The 19,297-nt window shown below is 47.3% G+C and carries 23 protein-coding genes; 14 read left to right on the top strand and 9 right to left on the bottom strand.

Annotated features, from left to right (window positions below; translation table 11 throughout):
• Positions 1-194: 194 nt before the first annotated feature.
• Positions 195-1,112, top strand: a complete 918-nt coding sequence (gene rnz / locus C232_RS0101605; RefSeq protein ID WP_018660570.1) for a ribonuclease Z — start codon at positions 195-197, stop codon at positions 1,110-1,112.
• Positions 1,113-1,251: 139 nt separating this feature from the next.
• On the opposite strand, the gene proC is transcribed toward rnz, so the two are convergent.
• Positions 1,252-2,082, bottom strand: coding sequence for a pyrroline-5-carboxylate reductase (gene proC, locus C232_RS0101600; RefSeq protein WP_018660568.1), 831 nt, complete (start codon positions 2,080-2,082; stop codon positions 1,252-1,254).
• Between the two features lie 508 nt (positions 2,083-2,590).
• On the opposite strand from proC, the gene C232_RS0101590 reads away from it, so the two are divergent.
• The 3 genes from C232_RS0101590 to C232_RS0101580 all read left to right on the top strand — a co-directional run bounded on the left by C232_RS0101590 (position 2,591) and on the right by C232_RS0101580 (position 5,136).
• Positions 2,591-3,388, top strand: a complete 798-nt coding sequence (locus C232_RS0101590) for an SDR family NAD(P)-dependent oxidoreductase (protein WP_018660562.1) — start codon at positions 2,591-2,593, stop codon at positions 3,386-3,388.
• A 174-nt stretch (positions 3,389-3,562) separates the two neighbouring features.
• The gene (locus tag C232_RS0101585) at positions 3,563-4,798 is read left to right on the top strand and encodes a DNA polymerase IV (protein WP_018660560.1); all 1,236 of its coding nucleotides are present in this window, start codon (positions 3,563-3,565) and stop codon (positions 4,796-4,798) included.
• Entirely contained in the window at positions 4,795-5,136 is a 342-nt protein-coding gene (locus C232_RS0101580; protein WP_018660558.1) for a YolD-like family protein, read from the top strand. Before C232_RS0101585 ends, C232_RS0101580 begins: the two co-directional genes overlap by 4 nt.
• Before the next feature lie 75 nt (positions 5,137-5,211).
• Here C232_RS0101580 and C232_RS0101570 read toward each other — a convergent pair whose 3' ends face one another.
• The 4 genes from C232_RS0101570 to C232_RS0101555 form a co-directional block, all read right to left on the bottom strand.
• The gene (locus tag C232_RS0101570; protein WP_018660554.1) at positions 5,212-6,624 is read right to left on the bottom strand and encodes a glycoside hydrolase family 18 protein; all 1,413 of its coding nucleotides are present in this window, start codon (positions 6,622-6,624) and stop codon (positions 5,212-5,214) included.
• A 127-nt stretch (positions 6,625-6,751) separates the two neighbouring features.
• On the bottom strand, positions 6,752-7,675 hold the full coding sequence (locus C232_RS0101565; protein ID WP_018660552.1) for an alpha/beta hydrolase: 924 nt from the start codon (positions 7,673-7,675) through the stop codon (positions 6,752-6,754).
• A 52-nt stretch (positions 7,676-7,727) separates the two neighbouring features.
• Complete coding sequence (locus C232_RS0101560; RefSeq protein WP_018660550.1) at positions 7,728-8,909, bottom strand: toxic anion resistance protein; 1,182 nt, start codon at positions 8,907-8,909, stop codon at positions 7,728-7,730.
• Entirely contained in the window at positions 8,906-9,556 is a 651-nt protein-coding gene (locus tag C232_RS0101555) for a 5-bromo-4-chloroindolyl phosphate hydrolysis family protein (RefSeq protein ID WP_018660548.1), read from the bottom strand. Before C232_RS0101555 ends, C232_RS0101560 begins: the two co-directional genes overlap by 4 nt.
• A 268-nt stretch (positions 9,557-9,824) precedes the next feature.
• Between C232_RS0101555 and C232_RS0101550 the strand changes: the two genes are divergently transcribed.
• Complete coding sequence (locus C232_RS0101550) at positions 9,825-10,112, top strand: YqkE family protein (protein WP_018660546.1); 288 nt, start codon at positions 9,825-9,827, stop codon at positions 10,110-10,112.
• Positions 10,113-10,175: 63 nt separating this feature from the next.
• Here C232_RS0101550 and C232_RS0101545 read toward each other — a convergent pair whose 3' ends face one another.
• From C232_RS0101545 to mciZ, 4 genes are all read right to left on the bottom strand, one after another.
• Positions 10,176-10,502: a helix-turn-helix domain-containing protein gene (locus C232_RS0101545; protein WP_018660544.1), complete on the bottom strand. Its 327-nt coding sequence runs from the start codon at positions 10,500-10,502 to the stop codon at positions 10,176-10,178.
• Positions 10,503-10,604: 102 nt separating this feature from the next.
• Positions 10,605-10,748, bottom strand: a complete 144-nt coding sequence (locus C232_RS19165; RefSeq protein WP_018660543.1) for an anti-repressor SinI family protein — start codon at positions 10,746-10,748, stop codon at positions 10,605-10,607.
• A gap of 427 nt (positions 10,749-11,175) precedes the next feature.
• Entirely contained in the window at positions 11,176-12,090 is a 915-nt protein-coding gene (locus C232_RS0101535) for an aldo/keto reductase (protein ID WP_018660541.1), read from the bottom strand.
• A gap of 60 nt (positions 12,091-12,150) precedes the next feature.
• Entirely contained in the window at positions 12,151-12,279 is a 129-nt protein-coding gene (gene mciZ / locus C232_RS0101530) for a Z-ring formation inhibitor MciZ (RefSeq protein ID WP_018660538.1), read from the bottom strand.
• 94 nt (positions 12,280-12,373) lie between these two features.
• On the opposite strand from mciZ, the gene C232_RS0101525 reads away from it, so the two are divergent.
• The 9 genes from C232_RS0101525 to spoIIAB all read left to right on the top strand — a co-directional run bounded on the left by C232_RS0101525 (position 12,374) and on the right by spoIIAB (position 19,294).
• Entirely contained in the window at positions 12,374-12,922 is a 549-nt protein-coding gene (locus C232_RS0101525; RefSeq protein WP_018660536.1) for an NUDIX hydrolase, read from the top strand.
• Positions 12,919-14,094, top strand: a complete 1,176-nt coding sequence (locus C232_RS0101520; RefSeq protein ID WP_018660535.1) for an endonuclease Q family protein — start codon at positions 12,919-12,921, stop codon at positions 14,092-14,094. The genes C232_RS0101525 and C232_RS0101520 overlap by 4 nt, the downstream gene beginning before the upstream one ends.
• 184 nt (positions 14,095-14,278) lie before the next feature.
• Positions 14,279-14,929, top strand: a complete 651-nt coding sequence (gene spoIIM / locus C232_RS0101515; protein ID WP_018660534.1) for a stage II sporulation protein M — start codon at positions 14,279-14,281, stop codon at positions 14,927-14,929.
• A gap of 107 nt (positions 14,930-15,036) precedes the next feature.
• Entirely contained in the window at positions 15,037-15,519 is a 483-nt protein-coding gene (gene fur / locus C232_RS0101510) for a ferric iron uptake transcriptional regulator (protein WP_018660532.1), read from the top strand.
• Positions 15,520-15,691: 172 nt separating this feature from the next.
• The gene (locus tag C232_RS0101500) at positions 15,692-15,913 is read left to right on the top strand and encodes a YqzK family protein (RefSeq protein ID WP_018660528.1); all 222 of its coding nucleotides are present in this window, start codon (positions 15,692-15,694) and stop codon (positions 15,911-15,913) included.
• Positions 15,914-15,918: 5 nt separating this feature from the next.
• Complete coding sequence (gene xerD, locus C232_RS0101495; protein ID WP_018660526.1) at positions 15,919-16,812, top strand: site-specific tyrosine recombinase XerD; 894 nt, start codon at positions 15,919-15,921, stop codon at positions 16,810-16,812.
• Between the two features lie 412 nt (positions 16,813-17,224).
• On the top strand, positions 17,225-18,388 hold the full coding sequence (locus C232_RS0101490; RefSeq protein WP_018660524.1) for a D-alanyl-D-alanine carboxypeptidase family protein: 1,164 nt from the start codon (positions 17,225-17,227) through the stop codon (positions 18,386-18,388).
• Between the two features lie 111 nt (positions 18,389-18,499).
• A complete protein-coding gene (spoIIAA, locus tag C232_RS0101485) occupies positions 18,500-18,850 on the top strand; it encodes an anti-sigma F factor antagonist (protein WP_018660522.1) in 351 nt (116 codons plus the stop codon).
• Entirely contained in the window at positions 18,851-19,294 is a 444-nt protein-coding gene (gene spoIIAB / locus C232_RS0101480; RefSeq protein WP_018660521.1) for an anti-sigma F factor, read from the top strand.
• Positions 19,295-19,297 lie beyond the last annotated feature (3 nt).

Genomic DNA, 19,297 nt, shown 5'->3' with positions numbered 1-19,297 from the left:
TCATGAAAAACAGGGAAAAGATGGTTTTCTTCTATAAGTTTGCCACAAAAAGGTCAAAATTAAGATTTAGTTTCACTTTATTCTAGACTGTCACCACCGAATACGCAAATAATATGCAATTGTTTCCTTTCCACTAAATTATGATAAGATAGTTTTATCTGCGGCCGGAAATTACATGCATAGGGGGAGTTGGATTGGATATTTTATTTTTGGGAACAGGTGCAGGGATGCCTGCAAAAGCAAGAAATGTAACATCCGTGGCACTTAAATTATTGGAAGAAAGAAATGCGGTTTGGCTGTTTGACTGCGGCGAGGCGACCCAGCACCAGATTCTTCATACAGCGCTGAAACCCCGGAAAATCGAGAAAATTTTTATCACCCACTTGCACGGCGACCATATTTACGGTATGCCCGGGCTTTTGGGCAGCCGTTCGTTCCAGGGCGGTGTTGATGAGCTGGCAGTATACGGGCCAAAAGGGATAAAGGATTTTATTGAAGTTTCGCTGAAAGTGAGCGCCACCCATTTGCAGTACCCGTTGTCCATTTTCGAAATTGGAGAGGGGGTCGTTTTTGAAGACAGCCGTTTTATTGTCGAAGCCGCCGCTTTAGATCACGGGATTGAAAGTTGGGGCTACCGGATTACTGAAAAAGATAAGCCAGGCGCGCTTGATGCGGACAGATTAAGGAATGAGGGCATCCGCCCCGGTCCTGTTTATGCACTGCTGAAAAAAGGCGGGACCGTTGTACTGGAAGACGGGCGTGTGGTGTCGGGAAAAGACTATCTGGGCCCGGATAAGAAGGGAAAAGTGGTCACGATTCTGGGGGATACACGGCCGTGTGCAGCAGCAGTCCGGCTTGCGCGCGATGCCGACCTGCTTGTGCATGAGGCGACATTCAATCAGGAGAGCGCGAAAATGGCCCATAATTATTTCCATTCGACCACGCTGCAGGCAGCCAAAACGGCCAGGGATGCAGGCGCAAAATTACTGCTGCTCACGCATATCAGTTCCCGGTACGGAAAAGAAGAATGGCCGCTGCTTGAACGGGAAGCAAAAAATGTATTCCGGAACAGTGCAATTGCCCATGATTTGATGGAAGTGCCGGTATCGTGAATGGTTCTGAATTCGATTAACTTGCAAAATAATCAGGACAGATTCTAAAAAAACTGCGAAGGTCCTTCATCACGGCTGTAAAGGACTGTTCGCAGCTAAAATACCGTAAAACCTTCTATTGTGGCCACTTTCTTATAAATCACTCAGCGACTGAAATTTCATCCTGAATCCGGGACAATTCCTTCGACCGTTTTGCCGCTTCTTTCACACAATCAATAAAAGCTTGTTTTACCCCGCTTTTATCTAATATTCGGATGCCTGCTTCCGTTGTGCCATTCGGGCTTGTGACAGCTTTCCGCAAGGCTTCCGGCGTTTCACTCGATTGTTTGAGCATTTCAGCCGCACCGATGATCGTTTGGATCACCAGATTTTTTGCAGCATGCCCCTCAAGCCCGATTTCTTCTGCCGACTGCTGCAGGGCTTCAGCAATATAATAAATATAGGCCGGCCCGCTTCCGGATAAGCCTGTGACCGCATCGAGCTGTTTTTCTTCCACACTGATTGTAAGGCCGATCGCCTGAAAAATGTCAAGCGCCTTTTTTTGATGCACTTTTGTTACGGCCTCGTTGAAAGCCATTCCGGTTGCCGACTGCCCGATTCTGGCCGATGTATTCGGCATGGCCCGGACAATCGGGATCTTTCGGCCTAACCGGTTTTCGATCAATGAAATCGTAATGCCGGCAGCAACCGAGATGAACAGCATATCTTTTGTGATCAATGGCTGAATGGACTCCAGTACTTCTAATACATCTTTTGGTTTCACCGCCAAAATGACAACATCAGGGTTTTTTAAAAGTTCCTCCAATGTTTGCGCACTTTTCACCCCGTATTTTTTTTCAAGGGCAGTGAGCCGTTTTTGGTTGGAACGGTTATGCACTGTCATGTCCCCGCGTTTCACAACACGATGTTCAAGTATGCCGCCGATCATTGCCTCGGCCATCGATCCGGCGCCGATAAAAGAAACCTTCATTTATTTTCCTCCTTTGCCAACATAAAAACGCCCTCTCATCCATTCAAGGACGAAAGGGCGTTTTTCCGCGGTACCACCTTTATTGCAGGATACACAAGCTTCCTGCATCTCATTTTGCCATAACGGGCCATCCCGGTTTGGTTTTGCCAAACGGCTCGCAAGGCAGGTTCAGCCAAGCAGCGGATGGTGAAGTTTTCCAGCCTAAAGAACTTCACTCTCTTGCACCATGCTTCGCCTACTGATCCTGGTCACAGCCGATTTCGATATTATAAATATTACCCTTGATTATGAAGAAAATCAGGAGAAATGTCAAGGCGGCATTGCGGAAATTTTCTGAAGTTGAATGTGTTTTTCAAAAATGACAGTTCAATTCGTATCCGCTACAATTTAGTATGAGAGCAGGAAAAAATACAATGCATCCGGCCGTGCCGCCGGATCGGCATGCCGGCCGGAAAGAATACCATGATATGTCTATTCCTTTAAAAATGATACAAAAGGAGTTACCTTTATGACCAACCAGCGTATTCAACAGAAGACGATTGTGATTACAGGGGCATCAGGCGGGCTCGGGGAAAAAATTGCCTATGCTTGCGCTAAAAACGGCGCCAATCTTGTTTTGCTTGCCCGCAGCATCAGCAAGCTGGAAAAAATCAAAACGGGGATCGAAGCCGCCTGGCCGGTTCACTGCGATGTCCGGGCTTTCGACGTATCCGGGCACGAGAAGATACCGGGTGTATTTGAAGAGATTTACCGTGAACACGGAAATATTGACGTGCTTGTCAACAATGCCGGTTTCGGTGTGTTTGACGAAGTCCGGGATATCCGGATGGAGGATGTCAGGGGCATGTTTGATGTCAATGTCCTCGGCCTGATTGCCTGCACAAAAGCAGTTGTGCCCCATATGCAGAAAATGCGTGCCGGGCATATCATCAACATTGCTTCGCAGGCTGCAAAAATGGCGACGCCGAAATCGAGTGTTTATGCCGCAAGCAAATTTGCCGTGCTCGGATTTACAAACAGCCTGCGTATGGAAATGTCGCGGTTTGGTGTGTATGTCACTGCTGTAAATCCCGGCCCGATTGCCACCAATTTTTTTACCATTGCCGATAAGTCGGGTACATACATGAAAAATATCGAGAAACTGATGCTGAATCCTGAAAAGCTTGCGGAAAAAATTACGGATGTGATGTTCACCAGCCGCCGCGAAATCAATGCGCCGCAATGGATGAATGCCGGCAGTGTCCTGCACACGCTTTTCCCGGGGCTGGTCGAAAGGCTGGGGAGAAACGCATTTTTTAAAAAATGAATAAGAATCCGGAATCCATGGGTGCTGCCTGCCCGTGGATTTTTTAGTGGAAAAAAATAGCGCCTTTGCTAAAAAAATAATTGGATAACGAACGTATATTCGTTTATAATGGGAATAGAATAAGAACGAAGGTTCGTATTGCTTGCTAATTTACTAAGTGAGGAAGGGTTCAAAATGGGTCAACGTGTCATTTTTCTTGTCGATATGCAATCTTTTTATGCGAGTGTTGAAAAAGCCGACCATCCGGAATACAGAGACAAGCCCCTAATTGTATCAGGGGACCCGGAACGCCGGTCGGGGGTAGTGCTGGCGGCCTGCCCGCTTGCGAAAAAGCGCGGTGTGAAAAATGCCATCCGCCTGTGGGAAGCGCAGCAGCTTTGCCCGGACGCTGTGGTTGTAAGGCCGCGCATGCAGCGTTATCTTGAGGTCTCCATGCAGATTACGGCTATCCTTGAACGCTACACGGACAAAGTTGAGCCGTTTTCAATTGATGAACAGTTTATGGATGTGACGGGAAGCATCCGGTTATTCGGAGAACCGGCCAAGATCGCTGCACAAATCAAACAGGATATCATGAATGAAACCGGCGTCTACGCCCGCTGCGGCATTGGCCCTAACAAAGTGCTGGCGAAAATGGCGTGCGACCATTTTGCGAAAAAAAACCGCACCGGCATTTTTGAACTGGGCCACCACAATATCCAAGAACAGCTTTGGCCGCTTCCGGTCGGCGCGATGTTTGGCGTCGGGAGCCGGATGGAGCGGCATTTGCGCCGGCTCGGCATTTATACGATCGGTGCGCTGGCCAAATTTCCATTAGCTGTTTTAAAAAAACGGTGGGGCATAAACGGCCAGGTACTCTGGGAGACGGCAAACGGGATCGATTATTCGCCCGTCTCGAGGGAGTCACACACCGGGCAGAAGGCGATCGGCCATGCGATGACGCTGCCGCGCGACTATGCCAATTTTGAGCGTGAAATTAAAGTGATTCTGCTTGAGCTGAGCGAAGAAGTCTGCTCGCGGGCGCGCACGGCAGGCGTCATGGGGGCATGCGTATCGGTCGGCTGCCAGGGAGCCGATTACACGCACCCGGCAGGATTCCACAGGCAGACAACATTACAGGCGCCGACAAATGGGACGATGGACGTCTACAGGGCGGCGGGCGAAATATTTCTGCAGTTTTGGGATGGGAATCCGGTGCGCCGCATCAGCGTCCAGCTGTCGCGCTTATGCAGCGATAAGGTTGAGCAGCTGACATTATTTGAAAGCAGTTGCGCCCGGCGGCAGCTCGGCTATACAATGGACCGCATCAAGCAAAAGTACGGGCCCGGCTCGATTATCCGGGCGGTGTCGCTGCTTGACGCCGGGCAGGCGCTGGACCGCGCCAAAAAGATAGGAGGGCATTATAAATGAGTGAGTATTTGCACCGCGGAAACAAGCTTTGGGAGGGATCACGCATGTTTTTGCCGGAACACAAGCAGGCGATTTTGGAACGGAAAAGGCGCCAGCAGAAACGGGAAAAACCCGAATTGGATGAGCAGCAGCTCGAAAAGATGAATGAAATGATCCAGCTGTCGAGACAGAAAAAGCTGCCCGTTTCGGTCCGCTGTTTCGAAGCGGGTGCCTTCCGTAAAGTAACAGGCATCGTTTTGGATTTCCGCCCGTTTGAGCAGGAGGTGAGAATGCTGGATGAAACAGGGGGGCACATCCTTTTAAAAACAGCCGGCATCATCGATGTCAGCCGTGTTTAGCGCCGTACAGCAAAAAAATCCGGCATCCTTTTCCTCAGGAGGGGCAGGCCTGAAAAAAATGCCGGTTTCTTGCAATTAAAGTTTTCTTGCCCGCACGAGGTCTTCCTGCACAATCCAATTTTGCGGAAACGGGTTGCCAAGCACCCAGTAGCTGATGCCGCGCAGGCCGTACTGGTTCAGCAGATTGATTTTTGCCCGCATGCTGCGCGCGTCTTCAAACCACACTTCATGCTGCTGGCCGCTTTCGTCGGTGTAATTGAAATACGGCGATTGGGATGTTGGATGGTAACGGATAGAAGCGCCGTATTTCACCGCTAAAGCAACGGCTTCCTGCGGGCTTACGGTCCGTGCGAGCGTGCCCTGCTGCCACGGGATTTTCCAGTCACGGCCGTACAGCGGCGCACCCATCATAATTTTTTCAGGCGGGATAACGGTGATGGCATAATCGAGAACGCGCTTTACTTCGTTTAACGGCGCGATCGCCAGCGGCCTGCCGCCGGCCCAGCCCCATTCGTATGTCATCAGGATGATAAAATCAACAATCGCAGCGTGCGCTCCATAATCATGGGCTTCATAAAGCAGGCCTGTTTGGGTTCCGGAAGTTTTCGGGGCGAGCGCAGTCGAAACGAGAAAGCCTTCCGGGTGAAGACGCTCGGTAACCCGTCTTAAAAAAGCGGTATAACGGTCGCGGTCTTCCGGGTAGACATATTCAAAATCGAAATTTACACCACCGTATCCTTTTTGCCTCATCACTGTTAAAAGATTGTTTATCAGCGTGTTTTGAATCGCTTCATTCCGCAAAAGCTGTGCCGCCAGGTCGGAACTAAAGCCGTTTTCTGCAAAATTGGCAAGAATCAACAGCGGCAGGACGCCATGCGCCCGGGCTGCTTCCAGAACCGGGCGGTCATTCAAAGAGGTCAGGCTGCCGTCTGCCCGAAAAGCGTAGCGGAAAGGGGACAGGTAAGTAAGATAAGGCCCTAAGCGGCTGACTTCGCTGATTCCCCCGGCGCCAAAACCGGTTGTATAAGTATTGATTTCTTTTACCGGCCGCAGGGGGGGCGGAATCCGCAGCATCCGGTTTACCATGAGGGTGTCTGCGCTCCCAAGCTGGTTGGCCCGGATGATTCTTTGCAGGCTTACCCCGTAGGTTTGGGCGATACTGTATAAAGTTTCACCCGCTTTCACCGTGTGATCGCGGTAAGGCATGGTTAACATCCGCCCGGGAGAAATCGCAGCCGGATTTCTAATCTGATTGGCCTGTGCAAGCGCCTGTACTGTTACGCCATAGCGTGCGGCAATTGTGCCGAGCTGGTCGCCGGGCTGGACGATATATTGCCATACCGGGTTCGGCACTGCCAAAGCCTGGCCGGGCACAAGCCTTGATGTAGCAGTTAACCCGTTGGCCGAAAGCAGTTGTGCGAGATCTACGTTCAGCCGGTTTGCGATCCGCCAAAGTGAATCGCCTTGCTGCACCACATAAACTTCCATCTGAAAACACTCCCCATTTAACATATTCTTATTACTTTATTCAAAATCATGGGCGAATGTTATGGAAAACGGCGGGATAGCGAAGAACCGGCAAAAAAAACAGGGGGAAGCGGTCCCGCCTGCCTTGTTAAGAGTGATTGTGAGCACGGACAATATGTTCAAGAAATGCATCAATTGCCTTTTCGTACATTTCCCGGTTTAAATTAAAAGACTGCGCGTGGGCGCCGTTTTTGGCAATAAACAGTTGTTTTGCCCCTTTTTTCTTTTCGTACAAAGCCTTCGTCATTTCCGGAAGGATGTAGTCATCCTGCTCACTGTGGATAAATAAGACCGGTTTTTGGATGCGATCCACCACATCGAGGGGCGAAACATGGCGAAGAGAGTAGCCGTCACGGATCCGGATAAACAAATCGGCGAGCGGAAAGAACCATTTTCCCGGCAGTTTTAATTCGTGGGTGAACTCCTGGATCAATTGCGTACGGAAGCTGGAGAAGGGGCAGTCAGCAATATAGAAGTCTGCCCGGTCTTCCACCATCCCGGCATACAGTAAAAGCGTCGCCGCGCCCATTGATTCGCCGTGGATGCCGAAAAAGACATCCGCGCCTTCGCGGGCAACCAATTCATCCACGACTGCTTTTAAATCAAATTTTTCGTAATAGCCGTAACTGGTTGTCTTCCCCCCGGATTCGCCGTGGCGCCTGTGGTCGTAAATAATGGCATTGAATCCCCTTTCGAGAAAGAGATTCATATATTTAATGGAGTTCATTTTATTTTCAGTGACCCCGTGGCAGAAAATCATAAACTTTTTAGAAGATACATGGGGTTTGACCCATATGGATTTAAGCATATAGCCAAAAGGGGATTGAATCCATACTTCTTCTTTCGGCAGTAACTTGTAATCATTCAGATTCAGGCGTTTTGCTGAAACTTCGCGGCTGATAATCAATTGTTCATTTTTTTTCCGCATATGCATGACCCGTTCCGACATGTAAAAGCCGAGCCCGGAAGCGAGCACTGCCGCACTGCCCAGCCACGATAAAACTGTTTTCAAATGAAAATCCCTCCAAAAGCTTAACTAAAGTGAAACTTCCAGGCTGCCTGCATTATTTTAAATCTAGTAATTTTTGTTTCAACTCGTTTTCCATCGTGACCAGTTCCTGTTCAGCCTGGTGGCGTTTCGCACGGCCTTCCTGCTGGATGCGCAGCGTTTCTTCTAAAGTGGAAACGAGGCTTTCCTGCGTTTTTTTCAACGTTTCAATATCGACAAGGCCGCGTTCGTTTTCCTGTGCAGTTTCGACTGTATTGGCCTTCAGCATTTCCGCATTTCGTAAAAGCAATTCATTTGTCGTTTTCGAGACCTGCTTTTGCGCTTCAACTGCATGGCGCTGACGGATGAGCGTCAAGGCAATTGCGATCTGGTTTTTCCACAGCGGGATCGCGGTCATAATCGATGACTGGATTTTTTCCGCTAATGTCTGGTTTGTATTTTGAATCAGGCGGATTTGCGGCGCGCTTTGGATTGTGATCTGGCGGCTTAATTTCAAATCATGCAGCCGTTTTTCAAGGCGGTCGGTAAACTGGATCATATCATTGACTTCCTGAAATGCCATCTGATCCCCGGTTTCTTCCGCCTTCTTTTTCAGTTCGGGAATCGTCCTGGTCTGCAGTTCCTCAACTTTTAATTCCCCGGCCGCAATATAAATGTTGAGAGCATGGAAGTAATCCTTATTCTTTTCATAAAGCTGCTCAAGCATTTGGATGTCTTTCAGCAGCGTTTTTTTGGATAGGTCGAGTTTGACACTGATACGGTCAATCTGTGCACTTGTTTTCTGGTATTTGGATAGTATTTCCTGGACCGAATTGGAGATTTTCCCGAACATGCGCGAGAAAAAGTTTTTCTTTTCGGGCGCCAGTTCTTCCGGGTTAACCTGATCCAGCTTGCGCATCAAATCATTTAAAATATCGCCAATTTCACCAATATCCTTCTTTTGCACCTGATCGAGCATCGTGTGCGAAAAGTTGAGCAGCTTGGATTGTGCCTGCGTGCCGTATAGAATCACAGCCTGATGGTTGGCCGGGTCAATTTGTTTAGCGAGTTCATACGCTTTCTGGCGGTTTTCTTCCGGAAGCATGTCCACCAGCCGGGCTGGTTTCCGGCTGCCGGCATTCTGCACGCTGCTGTTTGCCTGCTCTTCTGCAAGTTCCCGGCCGCCAAAAGGGTCGGCAAGCAAATCGTCAAGTTCACCGCTTGTTTCCTGCCACAGCGGTTCTTTTGCTTCTGTCATTTCTTAACACTCCTTTCATTTTGGAGAGGGGGGTTGCGCTTTAGCGAATGTTTTGCATAAGCCAGTTCAAAGTCAAGTTCATCGATGTCAGTGGAGAGCATATGGTATAAATCTTTCTCCGTTTCATGGCTCAATTGTTTTAATGTTTCAGTGGTAGCCTCGATGCTGTCCTCGATTTCTTTATTTTTAACCGGCTGCGTATTCAGGAGCGCAAATTTTTCCGCGAGTTCCACCATCGAATCCAAATGGTAGAAATAAAAAGATTCTGCCTGGTAAAAGCGTTTTGGCTCCTTCTTCACAAGGGCATGAATTTTTTTGATTACTTTATTCATATCATAAAAGAGCTTGAAAGTTCCAATTTTGCGGACGGAAAAAAACGTTTTTTGCAGGCGTTTGATTTTTGGTTCCGCTTCCTTCAAGTTTTTACGGATATAGGCATAATCCTGTTTGGACAGCTGCTGCTCTTTCAGGAAACTTCTCAGCATCCGCCATTTGATGAAACGGTTGATCAAAAATCCGCCTGCAAGCGATACAAAAAGTGACAACCAAAACAATTGGTGGAAACTGAAATAAACCAGGGCCCATAGCAAGACCATGCAGGGAATTGTGATTGTGGTACGGATGAATGTGTCAAAAAAAGATTTCATACATGGACACTCCTGTCTGTCAATCGAAAGTGAGACATCTGTTACTTGACGAAAAGATAAGGCGGAAAGGATTCAAAAAGGGCAGGCATAAACGATACCTTTACTGATACTATACCAAAGTTTGCATCAGTTTTTAAAGGCGAGTTCTGTCAATCATCATTTTTTTTAAACCATCTCCAGTGTATAATGATAGAAACGAATGAATTTAAGTGAAGAAAGGTGGCGGATCTGCCTGTAAATCCGTGTACACAACAGCAGGGCGGCGTCTATGAAAGCAGCCGCGCGCAGGCTTTGCAGGCAGGAAAAAATGGCGAAAAAGAAACAGGTGCGGTCTAAAAGCGGGAAACGTGAAGAAAAATTACGTTTGCAGGATGCACTCGGGTCTGATGTTTTGGCGAAACTGAAACAGGCCAAACAGGAATTGGCCACGGCCGAGGAGAAGAAGAAAAAAGCGGAAGCAGAAAAGAAAAGGGAAGAAAGAAGGCAGCGGGACAAAAATAAATCGTTTGCTGAACTGCTGGATGAGTCGCCAATGGATTGGCATAAATACAAATAATGTCCCGGCCGGGCGCAGATATAAAAGCACGGGCAGCCTGCGAAAGAGCAGCTGCCCGTGCTTTTATTTTCTGTGCAATTTCCATTTGTTAAATTCAAGAAACTCGCGAAACTCTTCTTTAGACACGCCGGAATTCATGGCTTCTATTACAAGCTGCTCCCATTCGGCATCCAGTTCAGCCGTTGTTTCATCTATTTTATCATGGAGTAAAGTATTCACCGGCACTCCGAGTACTTGCGAAATTTTTTCGAGAAACTGAATAGATGGATTAGATTGGATATTGCGTTCAATCGAGCTCAGATAAGATTTTGCCACTCCTGCCTTTTCGGCTAATTCAGATAAAGACAATTCCTTCTGCAGGCGGTAGCTTTTAATTCGATCTCCAATCATGCAGTTCACCTACCTCCGTTATATTATAACATATAACGGAGCGTGTGTTTGATATACAGAACAAAAGGGGCACAAAGAATCAGAAGCTTGTTCCGTGCCCTGTTAAGCCCTGTAATTTGCTGAATCTTTTTTTCTTAAAAACGATTGGACCTCAGAAACCGTAAGCCCTTTCTCTTTTGCCAAACTGATCAAATCGACCCATTCTTTGTCCAGTGGTTTATTTGAATGATGGATATTTTCCCCCATTAACATCCCCCTACATATATCTTATTCCATCCAGCCGTATGCGCTCATACTTTCGGCCTGCAGCTTTTTTTTGCCCTCTTTTTCAAAAGGTCTGCCTGTACCTGTATTTCTCCCTGAATACCTGAAGGCCTATCATGAGTATAGATATTTTTTCCTAGTAGGGGTGGTGAAACTTGTCGAGTGTTCTTGAACTTTATTCCGACAAAATGATCTCTTTTCTTTTCCGAAAAATGAAAAGGGTATCAGGATTTCATTATTTCTTTCCTTTATTTGGGATTTCGACAGACAGAGGTGTCGGTTGTAAAAGAAAATTGTAGAAAATACGGGCGTAAAAGTTTTTCTTCCGGGCTGGGGGAGTCATAAACGTCCGGATATCGTACAAAGCAAAGAACGGCATGTCCGTTCTTTGCTTTGCAGCGGGGAAAGGTCAACGATGTGACTGGTAGGTATTTTGTTTCGTGATAGAAGACAACCGCGTGAGTTCACGGCTGCTTAACGGCCTGGCCTGAACCGCTTTTGCATTGGCGCGGACCTGCGCGGGCGAGCTGGCGCCGGCAACCACGGCGGCAACAGGGGCATGTGCAAGATTAAACTGGAGAGCGAGTTCCAGAATTGTCCGGGCTCCGCCTGATGTCATGTCTTTTATTTCTCCTAAAAGTTTTTCAAGTTCTTCATAGGAATAGTCAAGAAAACCGCTGCCCGGCACTTTCGCCAGCATTTTTTCGCTTAAAATTCCTTTGGCAACAGGCCCTCTTGTGACCATACTGATCTGGTTATCTGCCAGCAGGTCCATCACCGACTCTTCCGGGCGGCGGTCCAATAAACTATACTGCATCATGACGCTTGTGATATGGGATCGCTTTACATACGCCCGGATCACATTCGGGCGGATCGATGAAATCCCGTAGTGGCGGATGATGCCTTCTGATTTTAATTCTTCAAAAGCTTCAATTGTTTCATCAATTGGATCATCCAAAGTGCCGCCGTGCAATTGGTAAAGATCGATATAATCGGTACCCAGCCGCTTTAAACTTTGTTTTGCAGCCTCTTTCATATAGGCTTTCGATGCGTCCCAATGCCACCCTTGGCCGTCATCATCCCAGCGGTTCCCGGCTTTTGATGCGATGATGACTTTTTCTCGCACCGGCTGCAGGGCCTTCCCGACTATTTCTTCATTTACCCCGTGATCGTAAAGATCGGCGGTATCAAAATAATTGATGCCTTCTTCAAGGGCCGTTTCGATGATCGCCCTTGCGTTTTTTTCATCTGTTCCGATTGACATACAGCCGAGGCCGAGTTTTGATACATAAAGATCGGAAGTGCCTAAGCGGTTTTTTTCCATATTCAACTCCCCTTTTTTCTTCTATTGTAACGGGAAGAGGGGAAGAAAACAAAAAAGAAGTTATGCACCGGCTTTTTTAATCCATTCGGCTACAGTCGTAAACTCGCGGCTGTATTTTTTCAGCTGTTCACGGATTTCCCAGGCTTTCCCTTTCATGATGATGCCTTTTTGATGGACAATAATCGTCAAATGATTCCCTCCCGGTTTCGGCATACCGATAACGAAGTCTGTTTGTGCTAATATATATGAGAGAGATTTCGATTAAGAACAAGGAGATTAGGACATGCATAAATTTGAAGAAAAGACTTTAAAGACAGAAGAAATTTTTAACGGCAAGATTGTGCATCTCAAGGTGCTGGATGTCAAACTGCCGGACGGAAAAACGTCCAAGCGCGAAGTTATTTACCATCCCGGTGCAGTTGCGGTGCTTGCTGTTACTAAGGAAAATAAAATTGTGCTTGTCGAGCAGTACCGGAAAGCGGCGGAACGTGCCTTGATTGAGATACCGGCGGGAAAACTGGAACCGGGGGAAGAGCCGGTAAAAGCAGCGCTCCGCGAACTGGAGGAAGAGACGGGGTATGCGTGCGAAAAACTGGAACCTGTTACCGCTTTTTATACATCGCCCGGCTTCGCCGATGAGTGGATCCATCTGTACCTGGCTACAGGCCTTGAAAAATTGGCGAACCCGAAAGCAACGGATGACGATGAATTTGTTGAAATTACGGAATTCACAAGGGAAGAAACGAGGCAGTTATTGGCGTCCGGAAAAATATGCGATGCCAAAACACTGATTGCGATCCAGCACTGGCTCATGACAGAGGCGCAAAAATGAGTTTGCAGCGATTTTTTGCGGATCTTCATATCCACATCGGCCGTACCCGTACAGGCAAGGCAGTGAAAATTACGGGGTCTCGCACGTTAACTTTGTCAAATATTTTACAGGCTGCCAAACAGCCGAAGGGATTGGATATTGTCGGCGTTATTGACTGCCACTCACCCGAAGTCATTTTGGAATTGAAAACGCTGGTTGATACAGGGGATTTGGTGCCGCTTACGGCGGGCGGTTTCCGGTATCAGGATAAAGTGACGCTGATTCCGGGGGTAGAGGTGGAAGTCAACGATGCACATTGCCTTGGCCCGATCCATGTGCTTGGCTATTTTCCAACGCTGGAAGCGCTTGTGGCATTTTCCCGGTGGTATGCCGCAAAAGTGTCGAATCTGCATTTGAGCACGCAGCGGATCCGGGCATCTGCTTCCGAACTGCAGGAAAAAGTAAAAGCACTGTCCGGGATGTTTATTCCCGCCCATGTCTTTACGCCTTTTAAAAGTCTTTACGGAAAAGGCGTCCATCGTTCGCTCACAGAAGTACTTGATCCGGACCTGATCGATGCCGTTGAATTAGGCTTAAGCTCAGACACCTCGATGGCAGACCGGATCGGAGAACTGCACCGCTATACTTTCACCACCAATTCGGATGCGCATTCGCTCGCAAAAATCGCAAGGGAGTACCAGGCACTGCAGCTTAAAGCCCCCGATTTCGATTCTGTGTTACAAGCGTTCCATGGCTGCGGGGATCAAAAAGTCCTCGCCAATTACGGGTTAAATCCTTTGCTTGGCAAGTACTACACCACGACCTGCGCAAAGTGCCGGATGCCTGCCGGTGAGGAAAGATGCCTGCACTGCGGTTCAACGCAAAAGGTAAAAGGTGTTTCAGAAAGAATAACGGAACTGGCCGATGCTGTGCCGCTTGCAACGCGTCCGCCTTATATCCACCAGGTGCCGCTTGAATTTTTGCCGGGGCTCGGGCCGAAAACCATGGCCGGACTTCTCGACCATTTCGGAACGGAAATGGATATTTTGCACCGGGTACCGGCGGCTGCGCTTGCAGAAGTCGTGAAACCGGAACTGGCTGATATGATCGTGAAAGCGCGGGAAGGCACACTTCAGCTTGAATCAGGCGGAGGCGGGAAATACGGCAGGGTAAAAAATGGGCAGATGGGCTAATATGCGGCCGGGGGACCGCCCCCTGGCTGCAGTGATAAGAAAAAACGTTTAAACTGAAAAACTTATCGCCTGCAAGTGATTTCCGGCAGAAACCCTGTTTTTCGCAAAAATATTAAAAGCATAAAAAGCTTCCCTGCGCCATAAATTGTCCATAGAGATGATTTATGATCCAGGGGGGAAATCCATGCGGAAATTAAACGAGCCAGCTAATCCAATCAGTCGCCATATCCAAGAAAACTCCTCTATCTATTCTTTTATTATTGTACTCTTTTTGATGGGCGTCATATTTGGGGCAATTATTGTGAACAGCTTGTCCATTGCCCAAAAAGAAGATTTATTCTTTTACTTGAAACAGTTTTTCGGACAAGTGTCGGCCGGTAAAGTTGCTGCCGCTGAAGATTTGTTCCGGTCCAGCTTTTTTCACAATATGAAATTTCTCGGGCTGATCTGGGTGCTTGGCATTTCCATTATCGGCCTGCCGCTGATTTTGATCCTGCTATTTTTAAAGGGGCTGGTTGTCGGATTTTCAATTGGGTTTTTGGTCAACCAGATGGGCTGGAACGGATTTTTGCTGTCATTTGCCACCGTCCTGCCGCAAAACCTGCTGATTATTCCCGTATTCATCTTTACTTCCGTCATGGCGGTGATGTTTTCCTTAAATTTAATCCGTAAAATTTTTATGAAGCAAAACGTTCATTTTGCGTTTTTCCAGCTGTTCATGAAGTACTGCATGGCCCTTGTTGCTGCCTTTCTGATCGCCCTTATGGCTGCAGGCATCGAAGCGTATATTTCTCCTGAATTAATGCAAACTGTGATGAAAATCATAAATGAATAATCATTCCTTAATAGTAATCATTATATTTAATAGTTTATAATCATTTCATTTTGATTATTTCCCTTAATCTGCTATAATGTCATAGACAGCGGCAAGGGGGAGAAAAAATGGAAGAAGCTCGCATAGAGAGAATAAAAAAACAATTACACTCGGCCAGCTACAAGTTGACACCACAACGGGAAGCGACAGTGCGTGTTTTGCTGGAGCATGAGACAGACCACTTGAGTGCGGAAGATGTTTACCTCCTTGTAAAAGAAAAGTCTCCGGAGATCGGGCTTGCCACCGTCTACCGCACACTGGAATTATTAACGGAACTTAAAGTTGTCGATAAAATCAATTTTGGCGATGGAGTATACCGTTATGATCTCAGGCAAGAGGGCGCTGCGCATTTCCATCATCATCTTGTCTGTATTGAATGCGGCGCTGTGGATGAAATTCAGGAAGATTTACTGGAGAACGTTGAGAAAATTGTCGAGACCCGCTGGAATTTTATGATAAAGGATCATCGCCTGACTTTTCACGGGATCTGCCACAGGTGCCAGGCAAAGGAAAAAGAAGCCCGGAAAAAAGAAAATACGGATGAAAAATAAACAAGCCTTTTCAATCAGGAAAAGGTTTTTATTATTCGCAAACCTGCCTGAAGGTTATTCTAATCTCAGACGGGCAGGATGGAAATTTTACTTGATTTCGGAAAAAATGTATAAAACGGCAAAAGTCTGTCATAGCTTGTATTAGGACAATACGGGAAAGGACGGGCGGACAATGCCGTGGTTTAAAATGATGCTGCATGCACTTAAAATCTTTATTCTGTTTTCGGGTTTCACACTGCTTTTTTACTTTGCTATTATGTGGGTGAATCAGGAATATGAAAGCTACCACCGCTATCAAAAACCAAAGGGGGCTGCAGTGAAAGTGAGTGCAGAGTCGCCGGAACAGCCGGCATGGGTACAGCGCCTGCTGCTCTTTTATTTGGACGGGGAGTAATGAAAATGGAAGATCAATTGAAAGACTTTATGCATTTTATGGTTGTTGAAAAAGGGCTGGCGGACAATACGGTCAAATCGTATGAGCGTGACCTGCACAGTTATATCCGGTACATGCAGAAAGTGGAGCAGCTCGGTTCTTTAAATGATGTGACGCGTGTCCATATCCTCCACTTTTTGAATTTTTTAAAGACACAAGGTAAATCATCGAAAACGATCGCACGCCATATTGCTTCCATCCGTTCTTTTCACCAGTTTCTTCTGAGGGATAAGGCAACGGACCAGGATCCGACCGTCCATATTGAAACGCCGCGCCCGGAAAGAAGCCTGCCGAAAGTTTTAACGATCCAGGAAGTCGAAGCGTTGCTTGCCGCGCCGAAAGGGGACACACCTCTCCATATGCGTGACCAGGCGATGCTCGAAATGCTGTATGCGACCGGGATGCGGGTTAGTGAATTGATCCAGCTGAATTTAGATAGCCTTCACTTGACTATGGGATTTATCCAGTGCATCGGCAAAGGCGACAAAGAAAGGATTATCCCGATCGGCAGGACAGCCGCCAGCTCGGTTGAACGCTACATAAAAGACGGGCGCCCAAAACTGATATCCGCGCAGCACAGGACGGATGCGCTGTTTTTGAACCACCACGGCCGCCGTTTGACGAGACAGGGGTTTTGGAAGATTTTAAAAGGGCTCGCGAAAAAGGCAAACATTGAAAAAGATATTACGCCGCATACGCTCAGGCATTCTTTTGCGACCCACCTGATCGAAAACGGCGCCGATTTAAGGGCGGTCCAGGAAATGCTCGGCCATGCCGATATTTCCACCACCCAGATCTACACCCATGTTTCAAAAACGAGATTAAAAGATGTATACGCAAAGTTCCACCCGAGGGCCTAGCACCGCTTTCTTAAAGTGGACGGAAATTTCCGTCCCGATGAAAACCGGTGCCCGGCCTTTTTTTTCTTTTTGAAAGAGACGAGAATAATGAAGAGATAGGCGCAAAGTCAATTCGGTGCCGCATTGCCTGAATACGGATCTTGCTTTTTAGCGGATTACAATGGTTTTGCACCGATAGCGGCCTGCATGATCCCTCTCCCAGGAGTGTTGTTGCTCCGGTTTTTTTGTTTTTTGCTTTCCTGCTTGTTTCGGTAATATGCCTCCAGTTGCTGTTCTTATTTTTCTAAAGGAAAACGCTGTATAAAAATCATGATGTTGGAAAAACTGGTTCTGTATATGCAGGAATTGAATCACCTTTTGATTCGTGGATGTTGCATGAAGGTTTTACTATTCTACAAGATGGAGGGTCATCATGAAGAAAATCGGAAGTCTCCTTATTTGTCTGATCTTTGCGGCCGCAGTTTTCCAGCCCCGTGCGGATGCCGCCGGGAAAAAGAATGAACTGGCTTCGAATGCCCGTTCAGCCATTTTGATTGAACGGGACACTGGCACGGTATTATACAGTAAAAACAGCCATGAAGAACTGCCGCCTGCCTCCATGACGAAAATTATGACGATGCTGTTAATCATGGAAGCACTTGATAAAGGCAGCATTAAAATGGACGAAAAAGTGCGGACCAGTGAGTATGCGGCATCAATGGGCGGATCGCAAATCTTCCTTGAACCGGGTGAAGAAATGACGGTTGAACAAATGCTGAAAGGGATCGCAATCGGATCGGCGAACGATGCGGCGGTCGCGATGGCGGAAAGGATCTCCGGCAGCGAAGAAGCATTTGTCGACCGCATGAATGAAAGAGCAAGGGAACTCGGGCTGAAAGACACCAAATTTGCAAATGTCACAGGGCTTCCTGTAAAAGGCCACTACAGTTCGTCCTACGATATGGCCATGATGGCGAAAGAACTTTTAAAACACGAGGAAGTCACGAAATTTACGGGCAAATATGAAGACTACTTACGGGAAGATACGGATAAAAAGTTCTGGCTTGTGAACACCAATAAGCTTGTCCGCTATTATCCGGGCGTGGACGGCTTAAAAACCGGCTTTACCAATGATGCGAAGTTTTGCCTGACTGCCACGGCCAAAAAAGACGGGATGCGGGTGATTGCTGTTGTATTTGGCGCACCGTCGACAAAAGACCGGAATGCCCAGGTAACGAAAATGCTCGACTTTGCCTTCAGCCAGTACATGACACATTCGCTTTATAAAAAAGGGGCCGTACTTGCTGAAGTAAAAGTCAGCAAAGGCAGCGCAAAACGGATCCGTGCCGTGACAACTGAGCCGGTTTCCGTCTTAACCAAAAAAGGCGAAAAATTATCGCGCATTAAGAAAACAGTAAAACTGAAGGAACATATAAAAGCGCCTGTAAAAAAAGGGGATCCGATCGGGACGCTGACCATCACGGAAGACGGAAAACAATTGGCAAAAACAACACTTGTTTCCAACCAATCCGTGAAGGAGGCCGGCTGGTGGCAGCTGTTCAAACGGACAATCGGCATGTTTGCCCGCTCAAACTAATGTCGAATGGGACCTATTTTTGTTGATTTCCTACTTCTTTTGTCAACAGGAAGGAAAATCGGGAACCAAAGTCGAATGACTCACTATTAAAAGCGAAGGAGGCTATTAATTGTGAGTCTAGCGATTGACTTGGAAGTGAAAAAAGATGTTTTATGTATCAGGCTTCAGGGGGAATTGGACCACCACACGGCTGAAGCGCTGCGCGAGAGCGTGACAAAGGCAATTGACCAGAACGGCATCCACCATCTTGTCCTGAACCTGGAACAGCTTTCCTTTATGGACAGCTCCGGTTTGGGCGTCATTTTGGGAAGATATAAGCAAATTAAACAGAAAAACGGGGAAATGGTCGTTTGCGCGATTTCTCCGGCCGTGAAGAGATTGTTTGAATTATCCGGCCTGTTTAAAATTATCCGCTTAGATAAATCCGAACAATATGCGCTCCACAGATTGGGGGTTGCCTGAATGAAAAATGAAATGCACCTGCAATTCACAGCGCTCAGCCAAAATGAATCCTTTGCCCGTATAACCGTTGCGGCTTTTATTGCACAGCTTGATCCGACACTTGACGAATTGACTGAAATTAAAACCGTTGTCTCAGAAGCGGTAACAAATGCGATCATCCACGGTTATGAAGGAAATCCGGAGGAGACTGTCTATTTGTCGGCGGCTATTGAAGAAGACGGGACAGTTGAACTGGTGATCCGCGACGAAGGCAAAGGCATTGAAGATGTGGAAGAAGCCCGCCAGCCCTTGTTTACAACAAAGCCTGAACTCGAAAGATCCGGGATGGGCTTTACCATTATGGAGAACTTTATGGACGATGTGGAAATCCAGTCACAACCAGAATCAGGCACCGTCGTTCGTCTAAAAAAGCATTTGGCCCTGAAAAATGCCTTATGCAATTAAGGA

Source organism: Heyndrickxia acidiproducens DSM 23148 (assembly GCF_000374345.1).
Classification (GTDB): Bacteria; Bacillota; Bacilli; order Bacillales; family Bacillaceae_C; genus Weizmannia; species Weizmannia acidiproducens.
This window is presented reverse-complemented; position numbering and strand designations above follow the sequence as displayed.